17 protein-coding genes are annotated in these 18,493 nt (G+C 43.2%); 13 read left to right on the top strand and 4 right to left on the bottom strand.

Annotation, left to right across the window (positions count from 1 at the left end; all coding sequences use genetic code 11):
• Nucleotides 1–122: 122 nt before the first annotated feature.
• The 4 genes from AACT52_RS23495 to AACT52_RS23480 all read left to right on the top strand — a co-directional run bounded on the left by AACT52_RS23495 (nucleotide 123) and on the right by AACT52_RS23480 (nucleotide 5,887).
• Nucleotides 123–1,655, top strand: coding sequence for a serine/threonine protein kinase (locus AACT52_RS23495; RefSeq protein WP_073627393.1), 1,533 nt, complete (start codon nucleotides 123–125; stop codon nucleotides 1,653–1,655).
• 159 nt (nucleotides 1,656–1,814) lie between these two features.
• Nucleotides 1,815–4,070 (top strand): ATP-binding protein, encoded by a 2,256-nt coding sequence (locus AACT52_RS23490; protein ID WP_083629978.1) that lies wholly within the window; start codon nucleotides 1,815–1,817, stop codon nucleotides 4,068–4,070.
• A 54-nt stretch (nucleotides 4,071–4,124) separates the two neighbouring features.
• The gene (locus AACT52_RS23485; protein WP_073627392.1) at nucleotides 4,125–4,592 is read left to right on the top strand and encodes a response regulator; all 468 of its coding nucleotides are present in this window, start codon (nucleotides 4,125–4,127) and stop codon (nucleotides 4,590–4,592) included.
• 113 nt (nucleotides 4,593–4,705) lie between these two features.
• On the top strand, nucleotides 4,706–5,887 hold the full coding sequence (locus AACT52_RS23480; protein ID WP_073627391.1) for a hybrid sensor histidine kinase/response regulator: 1,182 nt from the start codon (nucleotides 4,706–4,708) through the stop codon (nucleotides 5,885–5,887).
• Between the two features lie 432 nt (nucleotides 5,888–6,319).
• On the opposite strand, the gene AACT52_RS23475 is transcribed toward AACT52_RS23480, so the two are convergent.
• Nucleotides 6,320–7,012, bottom strand: a complete 693-nt coding sequence (locus AACT52_RS23475) for a LabA-like NYN domain-containing protein (protein ID WP_073627390.1) — start codon at nucleotides 7,010–7,012, stop codon at nucleotides 6,320–6,322.
• A gap of 311 nt (nucleotides 7,013–7,323) precedes the next feature.
• Between AACT52_RS23475 and AACT52_RS23470 the strand changes: the two genes are divergently transcribed.
• The gene (locus tag AACT52_RS23470) at nucleotides 7,324–7,497 is read left to right on the top strand and encodes a Sec-independent protein translocase subunit TatA/TatB (protein ID WP_073627389.1); all 174 of its coding nucleotides are present in this window, start codon (nucleotides 7,324–7,326) and stop codon (nucleotides 7,495–7,497) included.
• Between the two features lie 52 nt (nucleotides 7,498–7,549).
• On the opposite strand, the gene cphA is transcribed toward AACT52_RS23470, so the two are convergent.
• The 3 genes from cphA to AACT52_RS23455 all read right to left on the bottom strand — a co-directional run bounded on the left by cphA (nucleotide 7,550) and on the right by AACT52_RS23455 (nucleotide 11,589).
• Nucleotides 7,550–10,252, bottom strand: a complete 2,703-nt coding sequence (gene cphA, locus AACT52_RS23465) for a cyanophycin synthetase (protein ID WP_073627388.1) — start codon at nucleotides 10,250–10,252, stop codon at nucleotides 7,550–7,552.
• 173 nt (nucleotides 10,253–10,425) lie between these two features.
• On the bottom strand, nucleotides 10,426–11,289 hold the full coding sequence (locus tag AACT52_RS23460) for a cyanophycinase (protein WP_073627387.1): 864 nt from the start codon (nucleotides 11,287–11,289) through the stop codon (nucleotides 10,426–10,428).
• 78 nt (nucleotides 11,290–11,367) lie between these two features.
• Nucleotides 11,368–11,589, bottom strand: coding sequence for a hypothetical protein (locus tag AACT52_RS23455; RefSeq protein WP_143172708.1), 222 nt, complete (start codon nucleotides 11,587–11,589; stop codon nucleotides 11,368–11,370).
• A gap of 354 nt (nucleotides 11,590–11,943) precedes the next feature.
• Between AACT52_RS23455 and trmD the strand changes: the two genes are divergently transcribed.
• From trmD to AACT52_RS23415, 8 genes are all read left to right on the top strand, one after another.
• Nucleotides 11,944–12,702, top strand: coding sequence for a tRNA (guanosine(37)-N1)-methyltransferase TrmD (trmD, locus tag AACT52_RS23450; protein ID WP_073627386.1), 759 nt, complete (start codon nucleotides 11,944–11,946; stop codon nucleotides 12,700–12,702).
• Between the two features lie 86 nt (nucleotides 12,703–12,788).
• Nucleotides 12,789–13,268, top strand: a complete 480-nt coding sequence (ispF, locus tag AACT52_RS23445) for a 2-C-methyl-D-erythritol 2,4-cyclodiphosphate synthase (RefSeq protein WP_073627447.1) — start codon at nucleotides 12,789–12,791, stop codon at nucleotides 13,266–13,268.
• A gap of 104 nt (nucleotides 13,269–13,372) precedes the next feature.
• Nucleotides 13,373–13,507, top strand: coding sequence for a hypothetical protein (locus AACT52_RS23440; protein WP_272937060.1), 135 nt, complete (start codon nucleotides 13,373–13,375; stop codon nucleotides 13,505–13,507).
• Between the two features lie 59 nt (nucleotides 13,508–13,566).
• Nucleotides 13,567–13,884 (top strand): hypothetical protein, encoded by a 318-nt coding sequence (locus AACT52_RS23435; RefSeq protein ID WP_233153784.1) that lies wholly within the window; start codon nucleotides 13,567–13,569, stop codon nucleotides 13,882–13,884.
• Nucleotides 13,881–14,006 (top strand): hypothetical protein, encoded by a 126-nt coding sequence (locus tag AACT52_RS23430; RefSeq protein ID WP_272937059.1) that lies wholly within the window; start codon nucleotides 13,881–13,883, stop codon nucleotides 14,004–14,006. Before AACT52_RS23435 ends, AACT52_RS23430 begins: the two co-directional genes overlap by 4 nt.
• A gap of 9 nt (nucleotides 14,007–14,015) precedes the next feature.
• On the top strand, nucleotides 14,016–14,630 hold the full coding sequence (locus AACT52_RS23425) for a PIN domain-containing protein (RefSeq protein WP_272937058.1): 615 nt from the start codon (nucleotides 14,016–14,018) through the stop codon (nucleotides 14,628–14,630).
• A 100-nt stretch (nucleotides 14,631–14,730) separates the two neighbouring features.
• Nucleotides 14,731–16,518: an ABC transporter substrate-binding protein gene (locus tag AACT52_RS23420; protein ID WP_073627385.1), complete on the top strand. Its 1,788-nt coding sequence runs from the start codon at nucleotides 14,731–14,733 to the stop codon at nucleotides 16,516–16,518.
• A 132-nt stretch (nucleotides 16,519–16,650) separates the two neighbouring features.
• A complete protein-coding gene (locus tag AACT52_RS23415; RefSeq protein WP_073627384.1) occupies nucleotides 16,651–18,465 on the top strand; it encodes an ABC transporter substrate-binding protein in 1,815 nt (604 codons plus the stop codon).
• The last annotated feature ends 28 nt before the right edge of the window (nucleotides 18,466–18,493 follow it).

Below are 18,493 nucleotides of genomic sequence, written 5' to 3'. Positions count from 1 at the left end.
TTCCCACAGAGAATCACAGAACAGCAAAGAACCGTACAATTATGTTAAAAATATATATTTGCCTAGCTTAGGAAAATACAATGAAGAAAAAGGTTTTAATTTTTTAGCCATAAGTAATGGTAATGAATGGTCAAGTATTAGGCGATCGCTACGAAGTACAGCAGCAATTGGGCAAAAAGGCTGGGCGACGGACGCTTTTGGCTCGTGATCTCCTGACAAGTGAATTGGTGGTTGTCAAGTTACTGTCTTTTAGCAGTGACTTTGAATGGGATGATCTCAAACTGTTTGAGCGAGAAGCCGAAACTTTAAAAAAAATAACACATCCATCTATTCCTCGCTATTTAGACTATTTTGAGGTAACTTTACCAAATCTCAAAGGCTTTGCTTTAGTACAGACTTATATAAGCGCACAAACTTTGGAGCAATATATCAAAGCTGGGCGTACTTTTACAGAAGCAGAAGTCAAACAGATAGCTAAAGCACTTTTAAAAATTCTCATTTACTTACATGAGCAAAAACCGCCGACAATCCATCGCGATATTAAGCCTAGCAATATTTTGCTGACCAACCGCTCTGGCAATAATGTAGGTGAAATCTACTTGGTGGATTTTGGCTCAGTACAGACTGTGGCTGCAGGTGAAGTCGGGACAATGACTGTAGTCGGAACTTATGGCTATATGCCACCAGAGCAATTTGGTGGACGCACAGTTCCTGCATCTGATCTCTACAGCTTGGGTGCGACTTTAATTTACTTGGTAACAGGGACGCAACCTGCGGATTTACCCCAAAAGGACTTCCGAATTGACTTTGAGCAGGCTGCAATTCTCAGTCCCGGTTTGACTGAGTGGTTGAAGTGGATGAGTGAACCCAGTTTAGAGCGACGGTTGGGTTCGGCGCGTGAAGCGCTAGCAGCTTTGGAACATCCACTGTTACAACAGGCACATCCAGAAGAAATGTGCTTTTCAGACTGGATGAAACAGAACTGGTATTGGGATGGAAACCATTGGATAAGCAAAACTCAAGAGCAGCCAAGACAAATTGTCTCTTCAAAGCTGAACAAAAATCAGTCTGGGCGTAGTTTAACCATCAAAATGGGGCAACCAGCTGGTAGTAAAATCAAACTTAAGAAAGATGAAAATTCTTTAGATATTTTGATTCCACCAACCGGTTTTCAACCGTCGATGACGTTCATGGTTTTGTTTGCGATCGCCTGGAATTCTTTTATTCTTTTTTGGACAATTAACGCGATCGCTGCACCTTTTCCAGCAAACATACCCTTTGCTTTATTCTCACTTCCCTTTTGGGGTGCTGGTTTTCAGATGTTATCTGCGATTCTATTTCCTTTATTCAGACGGACTCGACTTCGTTTAAATCGGGAAAAAATTAGCTTTATCTGGGATTTGCTGGGATTAAAATTCAATCGTGTTGCTTCAGCGCGAACACAGGATATCACTAAATTGGTGTACTCGCCGAAAACGTTTACAACAGATTCTGAAGGCAACAGATTTGAAATTCCCCCTCAATTGATCATTTGGGCTGGAGTACACAAGTATCAGCTTGGCGGTGGTTATGGTCCAATTAAGTCTGAACCAGAAATTGAATGGCTGGCTCATGAATTAAGCGATTGGTTGGGTTTATCACTGATACAAGAATGAAAATAGTACCCCGTGCAGAGGAGAAGGAGATTTTCATCTGTTATGGTGTACCCAGCTCATGATGGCTACTTTTTTAATTAAATGTTTAAAAAATGTTAAAATTTGTAAATAATAATTACAATTTTGTAAAAAACAAGTTTGGTTCTGATGAGTCGAGCTATGAGCCAATTTGAAGTCAACCCTACCCAAATTACAAATCTCATTCAGCACGAACCAATTGAATTTTCCATCTCGATCCAGCCTCATGGCGTACTACTGGCGCTTAATCCCCAGTTAGTCATCTTGCAAGTGAGCAACAATACCGAGGACTTATTGGGCAAAAAGCCAGACGATTTACTCGGTCAACCCCTCAGCAATTTGCTTGACACAAAACAAGTCAAAGCTATTGAGCAATGCTGGCAACAAGAAAGAGGTCGTGTCAATTGCTTTAAGCTGTGTATCGAGACTTCAAAAGGTAAGCAATACTTTGATGGTATGGCTCATAGTACAGAAAGTAGTCTGATTCTTGAGCTAGAACCAACTGACTCTGTCAACGAAATCAGCTTTTTGAGCTTCCATGCTTTAGCGGGTGAGGCGATCGCCAAAATGCGAAAGACATCAAACCTCACAGATTTTTTGCAACTTGTTGCATCCGAAGTGCAAAAAATTACAGGTTTTGACAGAGTGATGGTCTATGAATTTGACCATATGGGAGCGGGTTCCGTAGTTGCCGAAATCAAACGGCATAATTTATCACCTTATTTAGGGCTGCACTATCCCGCTACGGATCTGCCTGAGCAAGTTAGGGAGTTATACAGGCGTAATTTGCTACGATTTATTCCCAATTTGAATGCCCAACCTGTCGAACTCGTTTCAGTTGAAAATCCCGAAACGCATTCTACACCTGTTGACTTAAGCTTTTGCGTCCTTAGGAGCGCTCACCCCTGCTGTGTTGAATACCATCAAAACATGGGTGTAGCAGCCATCCTGGTGATAGCGCTTATTAAGGAGCAAAAGCTTTGGGGATTAGTTGCTTGTCATAATCAAACACATAAGCATATTCCTTACGAAGTGCGCAAAATTTGCGAATTCTTAGGGCAGATTGTGTCGCGAGAACTAGAACACAAAGTCAATCAGTCGCAACTGGACTATAGGGTAAAGCTTCAGTCGCTACAGTCTGATTTTATAGAGTCGATTTCCCAAGCAGACAATTTTAAAGAAGCGCTTGTTAATCCTCAACCTAGGTTGCTTGATATCGTCGATGCTCAGGGAGCAGCAGTTTATCTGGATGATGAGATTACGCTTTTAGGATCAACACCCAATATTGAGCAGGTTCGTCTTCTGATTGATTGGGTAGATACTTCAAACGGCGACAACCTATTTTCCACTGATTCTCTGCCCAAGCTTTACCCAGAAGCTGTTGACTTCAAAGATACGGCAAGTGGTTTGCTGCTTTTGCGGATTTCTAAAGTTCGGCGTTATTACATCCTCTGGTTTCGTCCGGAAGTTATCCAAACAGTAAGCTGGGCAGGTGATCCAAATGAATCGATTCAGGTTGATGCCAATGGTAATGTTACCCTTTGTCCACGAGCATCCTTTGAACGTTGGCAACAAACGGTTCGATTGACTTCGCTACCTTGGAAACCGTGTGAACTCGACAGCGCTATTGCTCTTCGGAATGCGATCGTGGGCATCGTACTTTCTAAAGCAGATGAATTAGCCAGAATGAACCTGGAGTTAGAGCGCAGCAACCGCGAGCTAGCTTCCTTTGCCTTTGCCGCTTCCCATGATTTAAAGGAACCTTTGCGGGGCATTCACAACTACTCAAGCGTGCTATTGGAAGACTACGCCCAACTGCTGGATGAGGATGGAATTGAGTACTTACAGACAGTAGTTTCCTTGTCTCAACGGATGGAAACTCTGATTAATTCCCTGCTGCGACTCTCCCAGTTAGGGCAAGCGAAACTGCAGCTAGAAGCAACTGACCTCAACGAATTACTCGATCAAGTGATTCATCTTTTACGTGCTAGTCGTCCGCAAGGTCAGTTCGATATTCGCATACCCAGACTTTTGCCTACGATTGAATGTGACCCAGTTCTCCTTAGTGAAGTGTTTAGTAACCTGATTATCAATGCGTTGAAATACAATGACAAGCCAGAAAAATGGGTTGAAATTGGTTACCTGACTACGGAAGAGCAACAGGAAACCTCAGTAGCCTTTGTGTTTTATATACGAGATAACGGCATTGGTATTCCAGAACATCACCACGAGAGTATTTTCCGACTATTCAAGCGGCTCCACTCTCAGGAAAAGTATGGTGGAGGTGCCGGTGCGGGGCTTGCCATTTCTAAGAAGATTGTTGAGCGTCACGGTGGTCGTATCTGGGTTGAGTCGGTCGTGGATGTTGGCTCAACATTTTATTTTACGCTCGAATAGTTTAAAATCTTAATAAAAGAAGTGTATTTTTATTACATTCTTTGAAAACAACAAATGATAACAAAACTCAATGAACCACTGCTGGTTGTTGAGGACAGCAATGAGGATTTTAGGATGCTGCAACGCCTGATGCGGCGGATGGCTGTCCAAAATCCTATATATCGCTGTACTAACGGGGATGAGGTTTTAGAGTTTCTCTATCAACAGGGGAATTACCAAGACCCTAACAGAGCTCCACGACCTTCTGTGATTCTGCTAGATCTGAATTTACCAGGTATTGATGGTCGTGACATCTTGGAACGGCTGAAGCAAGATAGCAGCCTTAGGAAAATCCCCATTGTTGTTTTCACCACATCATCTAACCCAAAGGATATTGAGATCTGCTACCAAAAAGGCGCAAATGGCTATCTCATCAAGCCAATAAATGCTCAAGAGTTGCAAAAGACAATTCAGGCATTTGTAAATTATTGGTTAGAGGCAAATACTCCGCCGATGGAGGTTAATGACTCATTAGAAAGCTAAGACGAACACTGCCTAATTTAAAAATTATTTATATTTAAATTAAATTTTGTTAAAAATTCTATGATATATGAGAAGCTTGTTCAAGGAGTAAAATAATTCTCCTTTATCGTTCTATGCCAGAAACCAGGACGTTACTCATCATTGATGATTGTCCAGAGGATCGGAGAATCTATCGTCGATATCTTTTGAAAGATCCTCACCAGTCCTACCAAATTTTGGAAGCAGACTCGGCGAAGGACGGGCTTGCTTTGTTCCAGGAAATACTGTGCGATGTGATTTTACTCGATTTTTCCCTACCTGATATGACTGGGCTAGAAATCCTCGATCAGCTCAAGCAGCACAAATTTGAGGTTCCCGCGCCCGTGATTATGCTGACAGGGCAAGGTGATGAAAATCTCGCCGTACAAGCTATGAAAAAAGGTGCCCAAGATTACCTGAGCAAGCAACGTCTCAAACCAGATGTGCTACAATTAGCAGTCCGCAACGTGATTCAGCACGCGCACTTGCAAAGTGTGCTTAGCCAAACAAGGGAAAGACAACGTCTGATTATTCAACAGGCAGAACTGCTTGCCCAAGCACAAGCAGCTCTTATGAGAGAACAGAAACTTAACGCTTTTAAATCCCAAATTATTACAACAGTTTCTTACGAGTATCGAACACCGTTAGCTTCTATCCTTGCTGCAGCGTCAACTCTAAAGCAGCATGGCGACAAGCTGGATGAATCGAAACACCAGAGGTTGCTGCAAATTATTGAACAGAAAGCCCGCCAGATGGGTAAATTGGTCGATGATTTGCTTGTGTTTTATCAATTTGACTTGAATAAAGCGCAATTTAAGCCCCAGCCGCTCGATGTGTGCCACTTTTTTTCTGATTTGATAGAAGAGCAACGAGAAAAATTGAGTTCTCGTCATGAATTGATTTATAAGATGACTGGGAATCACAAGGACTTTTGGGGCGATGGCTTACTTTTGCGGCAAATCTTTGTGAACTTAATGTCCAATGCGATTAAGTACTCGCCAGATGGAGGCAAGATAGAGTTTCACCTGATTGGGAATGACTCACAAGTTATCTTTTGTGTCAAAGATCAGGGAATTGGCATACCAATAGAGGAGCAAGACAACTTGTTTCAAGCTTTCAGTCGTGGGAGTAACGTTGATACAATCCCTGGAACTGGATTGGGACTAGCCATTGCTAACGCTTGTGTAGAGTTACATGGCGGCGATATTGCCTTGGAAAGTCAGGTGGGAAAAGGAACTAAAATAACAGTAACTTTACCAAAGCGACTTTTGATTTAAAGCACAAGGATTATAGCAATCCTAAATCATAAGCCCTTTGGGCACGCTACGCGAACGTAAAATTCTCTGTTCTCTCTTTTCTTGGCGCTCTTGGCGTCTTGGCGGTTGATAATTTTTACAACTTAAATAGGACTGCTATATAGATAAACGATTCTTATCGGTGTTGGTAAGCTTCCATCACAAATAAGCTCAGCAATTACACCACATTGCAAGTAAATGAAGTACAACGTTGTTATCTACAAATCAGACAGAGAGCAAATTTTACTTCTGAGTTCTGAGTTCTGAGTTCTGAGTTCTGAGTTCTGCTGTATCACTGTTTGAATTTTGCTAATATTTCTTAGAGTTTATTTCTATACCTCGCCTAAGCGCGTCCCGCCTCCAGGCAAATTCATTAACAGCAAGGCAATCTGTTACTGGAAATAAAAACGCCTATCATTTTGCTTGACGTTGGCTTTTACTCCGTTCAACCCAACCGACATTCTTTTTTTGAATGTCTTGTTTGATCAATTCAAGGTCAGTATAAGAGTCAGCAACCTTAATCAGACTTTCATTGGTCATTGAACTTAAACCAACAACTTCCACTTGAACTCCTTGGTAGCTGATAGCATTAACGGCATAGCTCAAGTCGCCATCTCCACTCAACAAAACCAAAGTATCGCAGTACCTTGCGAGTGTGATCATATCGACGGCAATTTCTACATCCAAATCCGCTTTCTTGGAGCCATTTGGCAGTTCAATGAGTTCTTTGGTCACTACACGATAGCCATTGCGACGCATCCAGAGGAGAAAGCCTTGCTGTTTTTCATTTGTAGAATCAACACCTGTGTAGAAATAAGCCCTAAGCAGTTGACGCTCGTTTGTGAGGTAGCGTAACAGTTTGGTGTAGTCAATTTCAATATTGAGGTGCATCGCTGCGTAAAACAAGTTTGCGCCATCAATAAAAATGGCGACACGTTGGTGTCGCTTCTTCTTTGGTAAATCGTTCCAAAGACAAGGTCCTAAGCTATGATCATTTTCAAGATCTGATTGCTCAAAAACGGAAAGTTGTGGCACATTCAACGGTGGCTCAGGCTCCAACTTTAAGCGTTGTTGGTTGTTATGCTGAGGTCGTGGAAGTAGTTGCATGAAAATACGACTCCAAGCGTGATTTTTATCAAAAAGAGTGGTAAATATCATTCGACTTAAAACAAAGAAATTGAAAAAGCCGAATTTTTAATATTTTCTTTATTTTTTACAATCTTTGTCTTAGCAGTTATCTAAAAATCTACAAATTTTGAGAATTTGTAATTTTTCTTATAATTATACGAGATATTCTGCTGCAGCAACCAAAAAAACCCAAATTCTGGCTTGAGATTTGTGAGATTGGTGGTAGCCTGAGCACATATGTCTATAGTTAATAAAGGTCTGTTGCTTGGTTACGTAGATAGGAGAAACTTATGTTTGGATTGGGATGGCCAGAAGTCGGTATAATCGCCCTGGTTGCTGTGATCATTTTTGGACCAAAAAAAATTCCAGAATTAGGCAGCGCACTGGGGAAAACTCTGCGAGGTTTTAAGGAGGAACTGAAGAATCCCAGTGACGATACTAATCCGGAAAAAACACAAGAGTGAAGAAAGAAAGTTGAAGAATGAAGTTCTATCTTCTTTCTTCCTTTTTTAAAACTCATAATACTGTATTTACCACAGAAGATGGTACCCCAATTTGGGAATCTACAATGGGCGAGTTGGTATTTTGTTGAGTTATCTCTTCTTTGACGACTCCACGCGCTGTAATTAACTTAATAGCGCGGTTGATGCTTTCTGGCAAAATGACGACTAGACTGTTATCTGGAGCAGTGTCCAAGGCTCTGTTAACGGCTTCTGTTTCATTAAGAATTGTTTCATACTCACGGTTGGGGTTGACTTCCTTAATGCCTCGAACAATCAAATCAGCAGCTGTACCCCGCACCCGTCCTCTAGTGTCATCATCTTCTTTGACGATGATTGAGTCAAAAATCTCTGCTGCCAGTTTGCCTAACATGATAAAGTCTTCGTCGCGGCGATCGCCTGGTCCACCGATCACCCCAATACGTTTACCAGAAGTCCAATTACGGACGAAAGCGCCTAATGCTTGATAACTCGCTGGATTGTGCGCATAGTCTACCAACGCGTGGTAGTTACCCAAATTAAATAAGTTCATCCGTCCTGGTGTTTGACTCACCGAAGCGCGAAAGGTATTCAAACCACCACGAATTTGCTCTATCGAAACATTTTGTACGAATGCTGCCAAAGAAGCTGCTAAAGCGTTGGCTATCATAAACGGCGCACGTCCGCCCATTGTCAGGGGTATATTTTCTGCTCGTTCAATCCGGTGCGTCCAATCGCCTTTCAATATTGACAGATAGCCATTTTCATAGACTGCGGCGACTCCTCCCTGTTGAATGTGCTTTCGCACCAATTCCGCATCTGGGTTCATGGTGAAGTAAGCAATATTTGCTTTTGTTTTTTCTGCCATAGCAGCAACTCGGGGATCATCAGCATTGAGGACTGCGTAACCGTCGGGAAACACCGCTTCAGCAATCACGCTCTTGAGATGCGCCAACTGTTCAATATTATCAATGTCGCCTATCCCCAGGTGGTCAGACGTAACATTTAATACTATACCTACATTAGCGTTTTCAAAAGCCAGTCCAGACCGGAGAATACCCCCACGAGCACTTTCCAGTACCGCCACTTCCACTGTTGGATCTTGTAGAATCAGCTGCGCACTTTGGGGACCAGTATTGTCTCCCACTTCAACCAAGTAATTTCCTATGTATGTCCCGTCTGTAGTTGTATAACCTACGACTTTATTTGTCTGCTTGAAAATGTGTGCCAATAGCCGGGTGGTAGTGGTTTTGCCGTTGGTGCCTGTGACGGCAAGAATGGGTATGCGACTGGTTTTATCAGATGGGAACAACATATCCATCACTGCTCCCCCGACATTACGAGGGATACCTTGGCTTGGAGCGACGTGCATCCGGAATCCGGGAGCTGCGTTAACTTCTACAATCACACCATCCACTTCTCGCAAGGGACGGCTAATATCCGCTGTCACAATATCAATTCCGGCAATATCCAAACCGATGATTTTCACTATCCGTTGTGCCAGCCAAACATTTTCTGGATGGATTTCATCTGTACGGTCTACGGCACTGCCCCCTGTACTCAAGTTTGCCGTTGCCCGCAGATAACAAATTTCGCCTTTAGGTAACACGGTGTTAAGCGTGCGACCTTGCTTTTCCATCAGTTGGTAGCTGGTGCGGTCTAGTTCAATTTTGGTGAGGACGTTATCATGTCCCTCACCACGGTTTGGGTCTTTGTTAGTTTCCTCAATCAGTTCAAAGATGGTGGATTTGCCATCGCCAATCACATTAGCTGGCACACGTTCAGCAACTGCTACGAGTTTACCATCCACCACGAGAACCCGGTGGTCGCGCCCGGTGTAATACCGCTCAACAATAATTGACCGGGAAACCTGTCTGGCAGAATCGTATGCAGCTTCTGCTTCTTCCCTGGAAGTGATATTGATGGAGATACCGCGTCCGTGATTCCCATCCAAAGGTTTGATCACAATGGGGTAGCCGCCAACTTGTTCAATGGCTTCTTCTAAATCGTCCAAGAAGTTGATCACCGTACCTCTTGGTACAGGAATTCCGGCGTTGGCGAGAATGCGTTTGGTGGCTTCTTTGTCGCAGGCGAGTTCTACTCCCAAGATGCCGGTGTTGTCTGTCATTGTCGCTTGTACACGCTTTTGATTCACCCCGTAGCCCAACTGAATCAAAAAGCGTGCCCCAAGCTGCATCCAGGGAATGCCTCTTTTTTCTGCTTCTTTGATAAGTGTTTCCGTACTCGGTCCTAAAGCCGCGTCACGCCATAAGTCTTTCAGGTCTTGCAAATCTTGCTCTAATTCTGCCTTTGGATAGCGACCTCGATCAACAATACTTTGGCACAGCCGTACTGCTGCTCTACCAGCGTAGCGTCCCGCTTCCTCGTTCAGATACTCGAACACTACCTGGTAAACTCCCGATGTTGACGTTTCTCGGGTTCGACCAAAGCCTACGTGCATTCCAGCCAAATCTTGTAGTTCTAGGGCTACGTGTTCCACAACATGACCCATCATGGTGCCTTCGCGCACGCGCATCAAAAAACCACCACGACAGCCAGGTGAGCAAAAATGACCTTCCAGACTGGGTAGAGCCTCAACTAATCCTTCATAAAAGCCGGGAATTTCGTTGGTGGGCGTCTCGGCAATATTTTCCAAATCGAGGCGCATGACAATCAGCTTGTGGCGTCGAATGCTCCAATAGTTGGGGCCGCGTAAAGTCTGGATCTTGAGGATTCTCATGGGAAATAGGTAGATGGAGATTCGGAACCAAAATTCTAGTTTCTTACTGGAATTGACCGCTTAACTGTTCATGGTAAACAGTTTTTTCTGCTTACATCGTATTATTCTCTGTTTTTCTGCTGCAATCTAGAATTTAGCGGTCAACCCAGTGTAACCTCAGCTACTGTTTGCCGTCAGCTGGAGACTCGGTACACAGCTGGTAATACTGTACGTTGGTACAAGTGATAGCGATCGCCGTGACTGAGAATGTGCAGCCGTAGATTATGAAGATTTAACGGTTCAGTTGCACCTACGTGTGGCTCATTAGTGTGAGTGACCTCAGTTGGATCTACAATCGTAACACTACCTTTGCCTAAGACTTGCAACCAACCATCCCGCTCAAACATGGCACATGTATCTTCATCGATGCCAATACCAAGGCGATCCGGATGAGCAGCCAGGGCGCTCACCAGGCGCACCATGCGATTGCGATTGTGGAAGTGTTGGTCTACGATCACTTCTGGGATAAATCCCAAACCGGTAGCCATATCCACTAGGGAGCGATTTGGCGATTCACCACTACCGCCACCTGCTATCATATGATGCCCCATCACCGCCGCTCCTGCACTCGTGCCTGCCAAGGTGAGTTGTCCACCCCTGACCCGCTGGCGGATAATACTCATTGCTGGCGTATCTGACAAAACGCCACACAGGCGCAATTGGTCTCCGCCTGTCAAAAATACTCCCGTACAACCTTCTAGAGATGCTTGGATGTAGGAGTCTTCACATTGCTCTCGTTCTCGAATGTCTAAGATTTCGACTTTCTTAGCACCCATTTCTTCAAATATACGGACATACCTGCCACCTATGATACTTGGTTCGCGGGAGGCAGAGGGAATAATTGTAATATGGGCATTGCTGGCACCAGAGCGACTGACAAATGTCCGCAAAATTTCGCGTCCATGTACTTTGTCTTCTGCGCCTCCGATAACCAGAACGGCGGTTTTAGTTGCTTGGGGTGTCCTCATTTCCAGCGATTTGGCTTTTAATTGCGGCATTGTGTTTCTCCTGTCAACAACTTCAGGTGAATTAAACAAGGTAGCTTTCGCCTGATTCTTTTTACGCTTCGCCTCGGATTAGGACAGTGCTTCACGCACAAAATGCTCAGAAGTGGGGAGTGTCCTTTGCCGTTCCTCACTCGTCGGCACCTTGTTTTTCACCAAAGCCCTTAAAAGGGGAAAGTGTTGGGGTGTAGAGACGCGGCGACAATGAGCCACCTGTTCGGTTGTTAGGGAACAGGGGGGTTTGAACACCTGTGACGAGCGAAAATTTGATTTGAAGTCTCTGAATTTGTTCATCGAGAAAAACAACCAGATTCTTTATTGAGTCCCCCAAATTTATTTTTGGGGGCTTTCCTCACCCCGTACCGCCTACACCCCCAGAAAAGGGAGAAAAGCAGGTCTTGACACGCTTTCTTCTGAGGCTGGCTTGATGCATCCTGGAAGTTGTTAACAAACGTTCAGTTTAATAATCTAAATCTAGATGTGACAATATTTAAACATAAATTAAGTAATTAGAAAAACTTGTGTTCACACGGAAGATCCAATATTTCCGGTACTTTTAGATACGCTTGATCATGTTGAGATGTCTGTGACACAACATCATTTTTAAATCATCCAATTTCAGATTAGTGTTCTCCAATACGAAATACTGTGCGCTTTGATATAGTTACGCTGTTTCCTGACTGTTTTACCTCTGTTCTCAATTCCGGGCTGATAAGTAAGGCTCTAGCAAAGCAGATTGCCTCTGTGCATCTGATTAATCCACGGGACTTTACCACCGATAAGCACCGGAAAGTCGATGATGAACCTTACGGCGGCGGTGTGGGAATGCTGATGAAGCCAGAACCTATCTTTGCCGCTGTGGAGTCGCTGCCGATTTTATGCCGCAGAGAGGTGATTTTGATGAGCCCCCAAGGTCAAACGATGAATCAGCCGCTGTTGCGAGAATTAGCGACGAATTATGACCAGTTGGTCGTCATTTGTGGTCATTACGAAGGAGTGGATGAGCGAGTGCTGCATTTAGTTGACCGTGAGGTATCTTTGGGCGATTTTATTCTCACTGGTGGGGAAATTCCAGCAATGGCATTAATGAATGGTGTAGTGCGCCTCCTACCGGGAACTGTCAGTAAAGTTGAGTCCCTAACCGCAGAAAGCTTTGAAGAGGGGTTGTTGGACTATCCCCAGTATACCCGTCCAGCAACATTTCGCGACTGGAAAGTTCCTGATGTCCTACTTTCTGGGAATCACGCCGAAATTGCTAAGTGGCGCTACGAACAACAAATTACAAGAACACGCCTGCGCCGTCCTGATTTGCTCAAAAGTTGGGAGGAGAGTAAGCGGGGGAGTAGGGGAGCAGGGGAGCAGGGGAGCAAGGGAGCAGGGGAGCAAGGGAAAAATTACAAATCCTAACACTTGCTTGGTTCTCTACTTGATCCTTGACTTGTGAGCCACAACTAATGACTAATGACTAATGACTAATGACTAATAACCAAAAAATGAATATTCGTATTGGTAACGGCTACGATATCCACCGCTTGGTGAGCGATCGCCCCCTAATTTTGGGCGGAGTCAATATTCCCCACTCCTTGGGTTTGCTAGGACACAGCGATGCTGATGTTCTAACACACGCGATTATGGATGCTATGCTAGGGGCGCTTTCCTTGGGGGACATTGGACATTATTTTCCTCCCACAGATCCCCAATGGGCAGGAGCAGATAGTTTGGTACTGTTAAGCAAAGTCTATCAGTTGGTTCAAGAACGTGGTTGGCAAATAGGTAATATTGACTCGGTGGTTGTAGCAGAACGTCCAAAATTGAAACCCCATATTGAGAAGATGCGGGAAAAAATAGCGGGAGTTTTACAAATACAGCCGAATCAAGTTGGCGTCAAAGCCACCACCAACGAAAAATTAGGTCCAGTTGGACGCGAGGAAGGTATTAGTGCTTACGCTGTTGTTTTGCTAACGCAGGAATAAATTTCCAAGTATGGTGGGCGCTGTCCAAGATTCCCGACTTCGCCGAAGTTGTCGGGAATCTTGTTATCCATGAATGATTTAGGATTGATATACGATGGAAATCAATGGTTGATAGCAGCAAACAAAACATAACTTGGTGGGAAATTACAGCCATGCAAGCTATAAATTTAGAAGACATAGACCGTCCAGATTTTGTTGCCTTATACCAATTCTGTATGAAGATGCGCCGCCTTAATTAATACCCCCCTGTAGTCCCCCCGATGCCTTGGGGGGACGGCGTTAGCCGGGGGTAAATATATTGCAGCTTCACAAAGAAACGGTATTAGATAAAGAAGGGCAAGTTATTCTGATAGCTGAAGTCAAAGGTTTTTCCTTGAATTTTACAGATGAAAAAACTAAAAAATATGCAATTTTGCGACTGATTGATTACTTGCAACTAGCAAGAACTCTAATTCTTTACGTCATGCTTGTTGATGTGGAGAACATTCTGATTTTTCAATGGGACGGGAAGAATTTGTCAGAACCTATTTTCTGCCTTAATACTGCTAACGTGCTAAGTCATTATGAACCAGATTTTAGCAAAAAAAAATATTTTATCTTTACCTTACAGGATTGACAGAAGCTTGGCTGCGTGACTTAGCTTATCATTGGAAATCAGAAATATCGCCAGCATCTAAAGAGATGGCAAAAATTGGATTGTTGCAGTTATTAGAAGAGGGAACCACTCAAGCTTATTAATAATAAACGGTGATACTTTACGTTGAGACAAATTTTTTGATGAGCATTGCTAAAGGGCAAGATTGTCAAGCAGAAGACTTACTGAAAAATACGCCGACATCAGTCCGTTTAGCAGTGCCAAGTATTTGTTATGTAGAAGCTCTTACGACATGGGAGCAAGAGGAGAAATACAGTAAAGACTTCCTGAGACGAGTAGACATCCAAATCAATGAGGCAGCACGAGATAAAACTTCACAAAATGCACAATTACTTCGTACTCTGCTAGACCAAGCCAGAGTTAGCTTTAATAAACGAACAAATGACATTGAGCAACTTTTTTATTCAGCCTTTAACCAGCTTTCTAGCAAGGCAGAAATGATTACATTAAATACAGGCATCCTTCAGGAAAATTTAAATAGACCTATTCTAGAAAAACACGTTATAGACAAACTCATTTTGGAGTGCATAGTTCACCACGCACGCTTGCATCCTAATGAAACTAAAGTATTTTTAAGTAGCAATTCTAAAGAATTCGGCAAGCGGGAAGTGACAGAAGTTTTACAAGATACTGGTGTTCAGTATTTCAGCAACACCCAGAACTTGGTTGGCTACAGTCTCAGTCTAATTGAGTCTGCTGCATATTAATTTACACAGCGTTGGTGTGAAAAACTGCTTTGGCAGCACTAGAATATACTTCAATTGGCTACAATATTAGCCTTGTTACTTAAGTATAAAGTTAATATTTATGAATACTGGCATTTTTAAACAAATTTTTCGACGTAGTTGGATTTTGGCTTTACTGGGTATTTGGGTAACGTTAGCACTCAATGGCTGCAATCCCAGTCAGTTTAAAAGTCAAGCTGCTCAAGTCCCGCAATTGGTACGTAGCATGCTCAGTGACCCACAAACCTTTAACTACCCACTCAATCAAGATGCATCAACAACAACCCTTCTTGGATTACTTTTTGACGGGTTAATCACCCAAAACCTAATAACTGGTAAAGTCGAGCCAGTCCTAGCCGAATCCTGGCAAATTTCTGATGACAAACTACGGATTGTTTTTACTCTGCGCGAGGGTTTGAAATGGTCTGATGGACAGCCACTTACAGTAGATGATGTAGTCTTTAGTTACAATGACATTTACCTCAATGAAGCGATTCCTACAGATGCCAGGGACACCTTGAGGATTGGTGAAAGTGGAAAGCTACCTACTGTACGAAAAGTAGATGAACGTCGGGTTGAGTTTAGCGTACCGGAACCTTTTAGACCTTTCCTACTGAATACAGGTTATCCGATTTTGCCTGCCCATGCGCTGCAAAAATCGGTAAAGACTAAAGATACAGAGGGGAAGCCGACCTTTCTAGCAAAGTGGCGCATCGATACTCCTCCAGACCAAATTATTGTCAACGGTCCTTACAAGCTAGAGCGTTACGAAACCAGCCAGCGTGTCGTGCTCCGGCGCAACCCCTACTACTGGCGTAAGGATGATAAAGGCAATTCCCAGCCTTATATTGAACGCATGATTTGGCAAATTGTGGAATCAACAGATACTTCCTTGGTGCAATTTCGTTCTGGCAGCTTGGATTCTGTGGGGGTATCGCCAGAATTCTTTTCTTTGCTGAAGCGGCAAGAAAAACAAGGTAAGTTCACAATTTACAATGGTGGTCCTGCTGCTGGTACGAATTTTGTTTGGTTCAATCTAAATAAAGGTAAAAGGAACGGCAAGCCGCTCGTCAATCCCGTAAAGTCGCGTTGGTTCAATACTGTAGAATTTCGGCAGGCTATAGCTTATGCAATTGACCGCCAAACGATGATTAACAATACTTTTCGTGGTTTGGGAGAACTGCAAAATTCTCCAATTTCTGTGCAAAGCCCCTATTACCTTTCGGCTAAAGAAGGGCTGAAAGTTTACGATTACAATCCACAAAAGGCGAAGGAACTGCTACTGAAAGCAGGATTTAAGTATAACGACAGAGGTGAGCTACTAGATGCTGAGGGGAACCGCGTCCGCTTCACTTTGGTCACCAATGCAGGAAATAAAATCCGTGAGGCACTAGGATCGCAAATTAAACAAGACTTGAGCAAAATCGGTATTCAAGTCGATTTTACCCCATTAGCATGGAGTGCTTTCACAGACAAAGTTTCTAACACCTTGGACTGGGAAGCTGCTCTGATGGGACTTACTGGCGGGTTAGAACCGAATGATGGTGCTAATGTCTGGGCACCAGAAGGTGGATTACATATGTTTAATCAGAAACCCCAACCAGGACAAAAGCCCATTCAAGGTTGGGAGGTGGCTCCTTGGGAAGCGGAAATTGCGAAGCTCTACATCCAAGCCGCACGGGAGTTTGACGAAGCTAAGGTTAAAGCGATTTATGCTGAAACTCAGCAGATTACCCAGGAATATTTACCGTTTATTTACCTAGTGAACGCCTATTCATTGGCGGCGGTGCGCGATCGCGTTGAAGGCATTCAATACTCTGCCCTTGGCGGCCCATTCTGGAACATTCATGAAATCAAAGTAACGGATTAGTCAATAGTCGTATAGTAGTAGGTTGGGTAACGCTTGCGCTATACCCAATCTACTGCTTTGTTAATTGCCATATGTCGTACAAGCTGGACACTCAGGTGTATGATGCGAAGAGATTAGTGTTTCACTCTCATCATGTTTGCCCTCTTACCTTTTCGTCGCCGCTGGTTTTCCATTGTACTGATATTAACTCTATGGCTCAGTTGTCAGTTAATTTTCACCAGCTGCAACCCAGCCAAATTCAAGACTAATGCGGCGCAAGTCTCCCAATGGGTAACAGGTACTATTGGTGACCCAAAAACCTTTAACTATGCCTTCAATCAAGAGTATCCTCACGTTTTTTTGTTTACGGCTGAAGGACTGACAACCCTTAACGCTATGACAGGCAAAATTGAGCCAGCCTTAGCTGAATCATGGAATATTTCTGATGATAAAAAGCGCATGACTTTTACCCTACGCGAGGGTTTGAAATGGTCTGATGGCGAACCACTAACTGCTGATGATGTCATCTTTACTTATCAAGATATTATTTTTAACCCAAAAATTCCTACTGATTGGAAAGATGGGGTTAAAGTTGGTTCGAGTGGAGCTTTTCCAAAAATAAGAAAAATAGACAATCGCCAAGTTGAATTTATTTTTCCTGAACCGTTTTCACCTTTTCTCTACTCAACGACTGGAGGGTCAACAAATTCAATTGCTATCTTGCCAAAACATGCTTTAGAAGAATCTCTCAAATCTCAGGATGCAAATGGGAATCCTCAATTTCTCTCGACTTGGGGAACAGGTACCGAACCTGCAAAAATTATTGTTAATGGTCCTTACAAAATAGAAAGTTATGCTCCCAGTCAACGTGTGGTATTTCGGCGCAATCCTTATTACTGGCGCAAAGATAGCCAAGGTAATCAATTGCCTTATACTGAGCGAATTGTTTGGCAAATTATTGAATCGACTGATACGATGATTCTACAATTTCGCTCTGGTGGACTAGATACAGTTCTTGTGAGTCCTGAAAATTTTTCGTTGCTCAAGCGTGAAGAAAAACGGGGAAAATTTACTATCTACAATGGAGGGGCAGAATTTACGACAACTTTTATTTCCTTCAATTTAAATAAAGGTCGCCGGCAAAACGGACAGCCTCTTATTAATCCGGTTAAATCTCGTTGGTTTAATACGTTAGCATTTCGGCAAGCAGTTGCTCATGCTATCAATAGAAAAGCAATTTTGACTAACGTCTTTCGGGGAATTGGTACGCTACAAGATTCACCAATTGAGCCTCAAAGCCCCTTTTATACTCCTTTAAGGAAAGGAGTGAAAGTATATGATTACAATCCAGAAAAAGCTAAAGAATTATTATTAAATGCAGGTTTTAAATATAATGCTAGGAACGAATTGTTAGATGCTGATGGTAATCGCGTACGTTTCACTCTGTTAACTAATGTTGAAAATAAAACCCGTGTGACAATGGGTTCACAAATCAAGCAAGATTTAAGTAGAATTGGTATTCAAGCTGATTTTAACCCAATGACTTTTAATACCCTCACAGATAAGCTGACTAATACCTTCGATTGGGAAAGTTACATAGGAGGCTTTGTTGGAGGACCAGAACCACATGATGGAGCAAATATCTGGACACCTGATGGTGGATTGCACGTCTTTAACCAAAAATCACAACCAGGACGAGAACCGCTCATTGGTAGAGAAGTCCCAGACTGGGAGGCAGAAATTGGTCGTCTTTATGTAAAAGCAGCGCAAGAGTTTGACCAACAGAAGCGCAAAGAAATTTACGCCCAAACGCAACGCCTCGCACAGGAATATTTACCTTTCGTTTACTTGGTGAATCCTTTATCATTAGCAGCGATACGCGATCGCCTAGAAAATGTCAAATTCTCTGCTATGGGTTCTCAAAGAGGAGCGTTGTGGAACAAGTATGAAATTAAAGTCGCACAATAGTTATTAGTTATTAGTCATTTATTACCAA

This window comes from Scytonema sp. HK-05 (assembly GCF_963872035.1).
Classification (GTDB): domain Bacteria; phylum Cyanobacteriota; class Cyanobacteriia; order Cyanobacteriales; family Nostocaceae; genus Kalymmatonema.
This window is presented reverse-complemented; position numbering and strand designations above follow the sequence as displayed.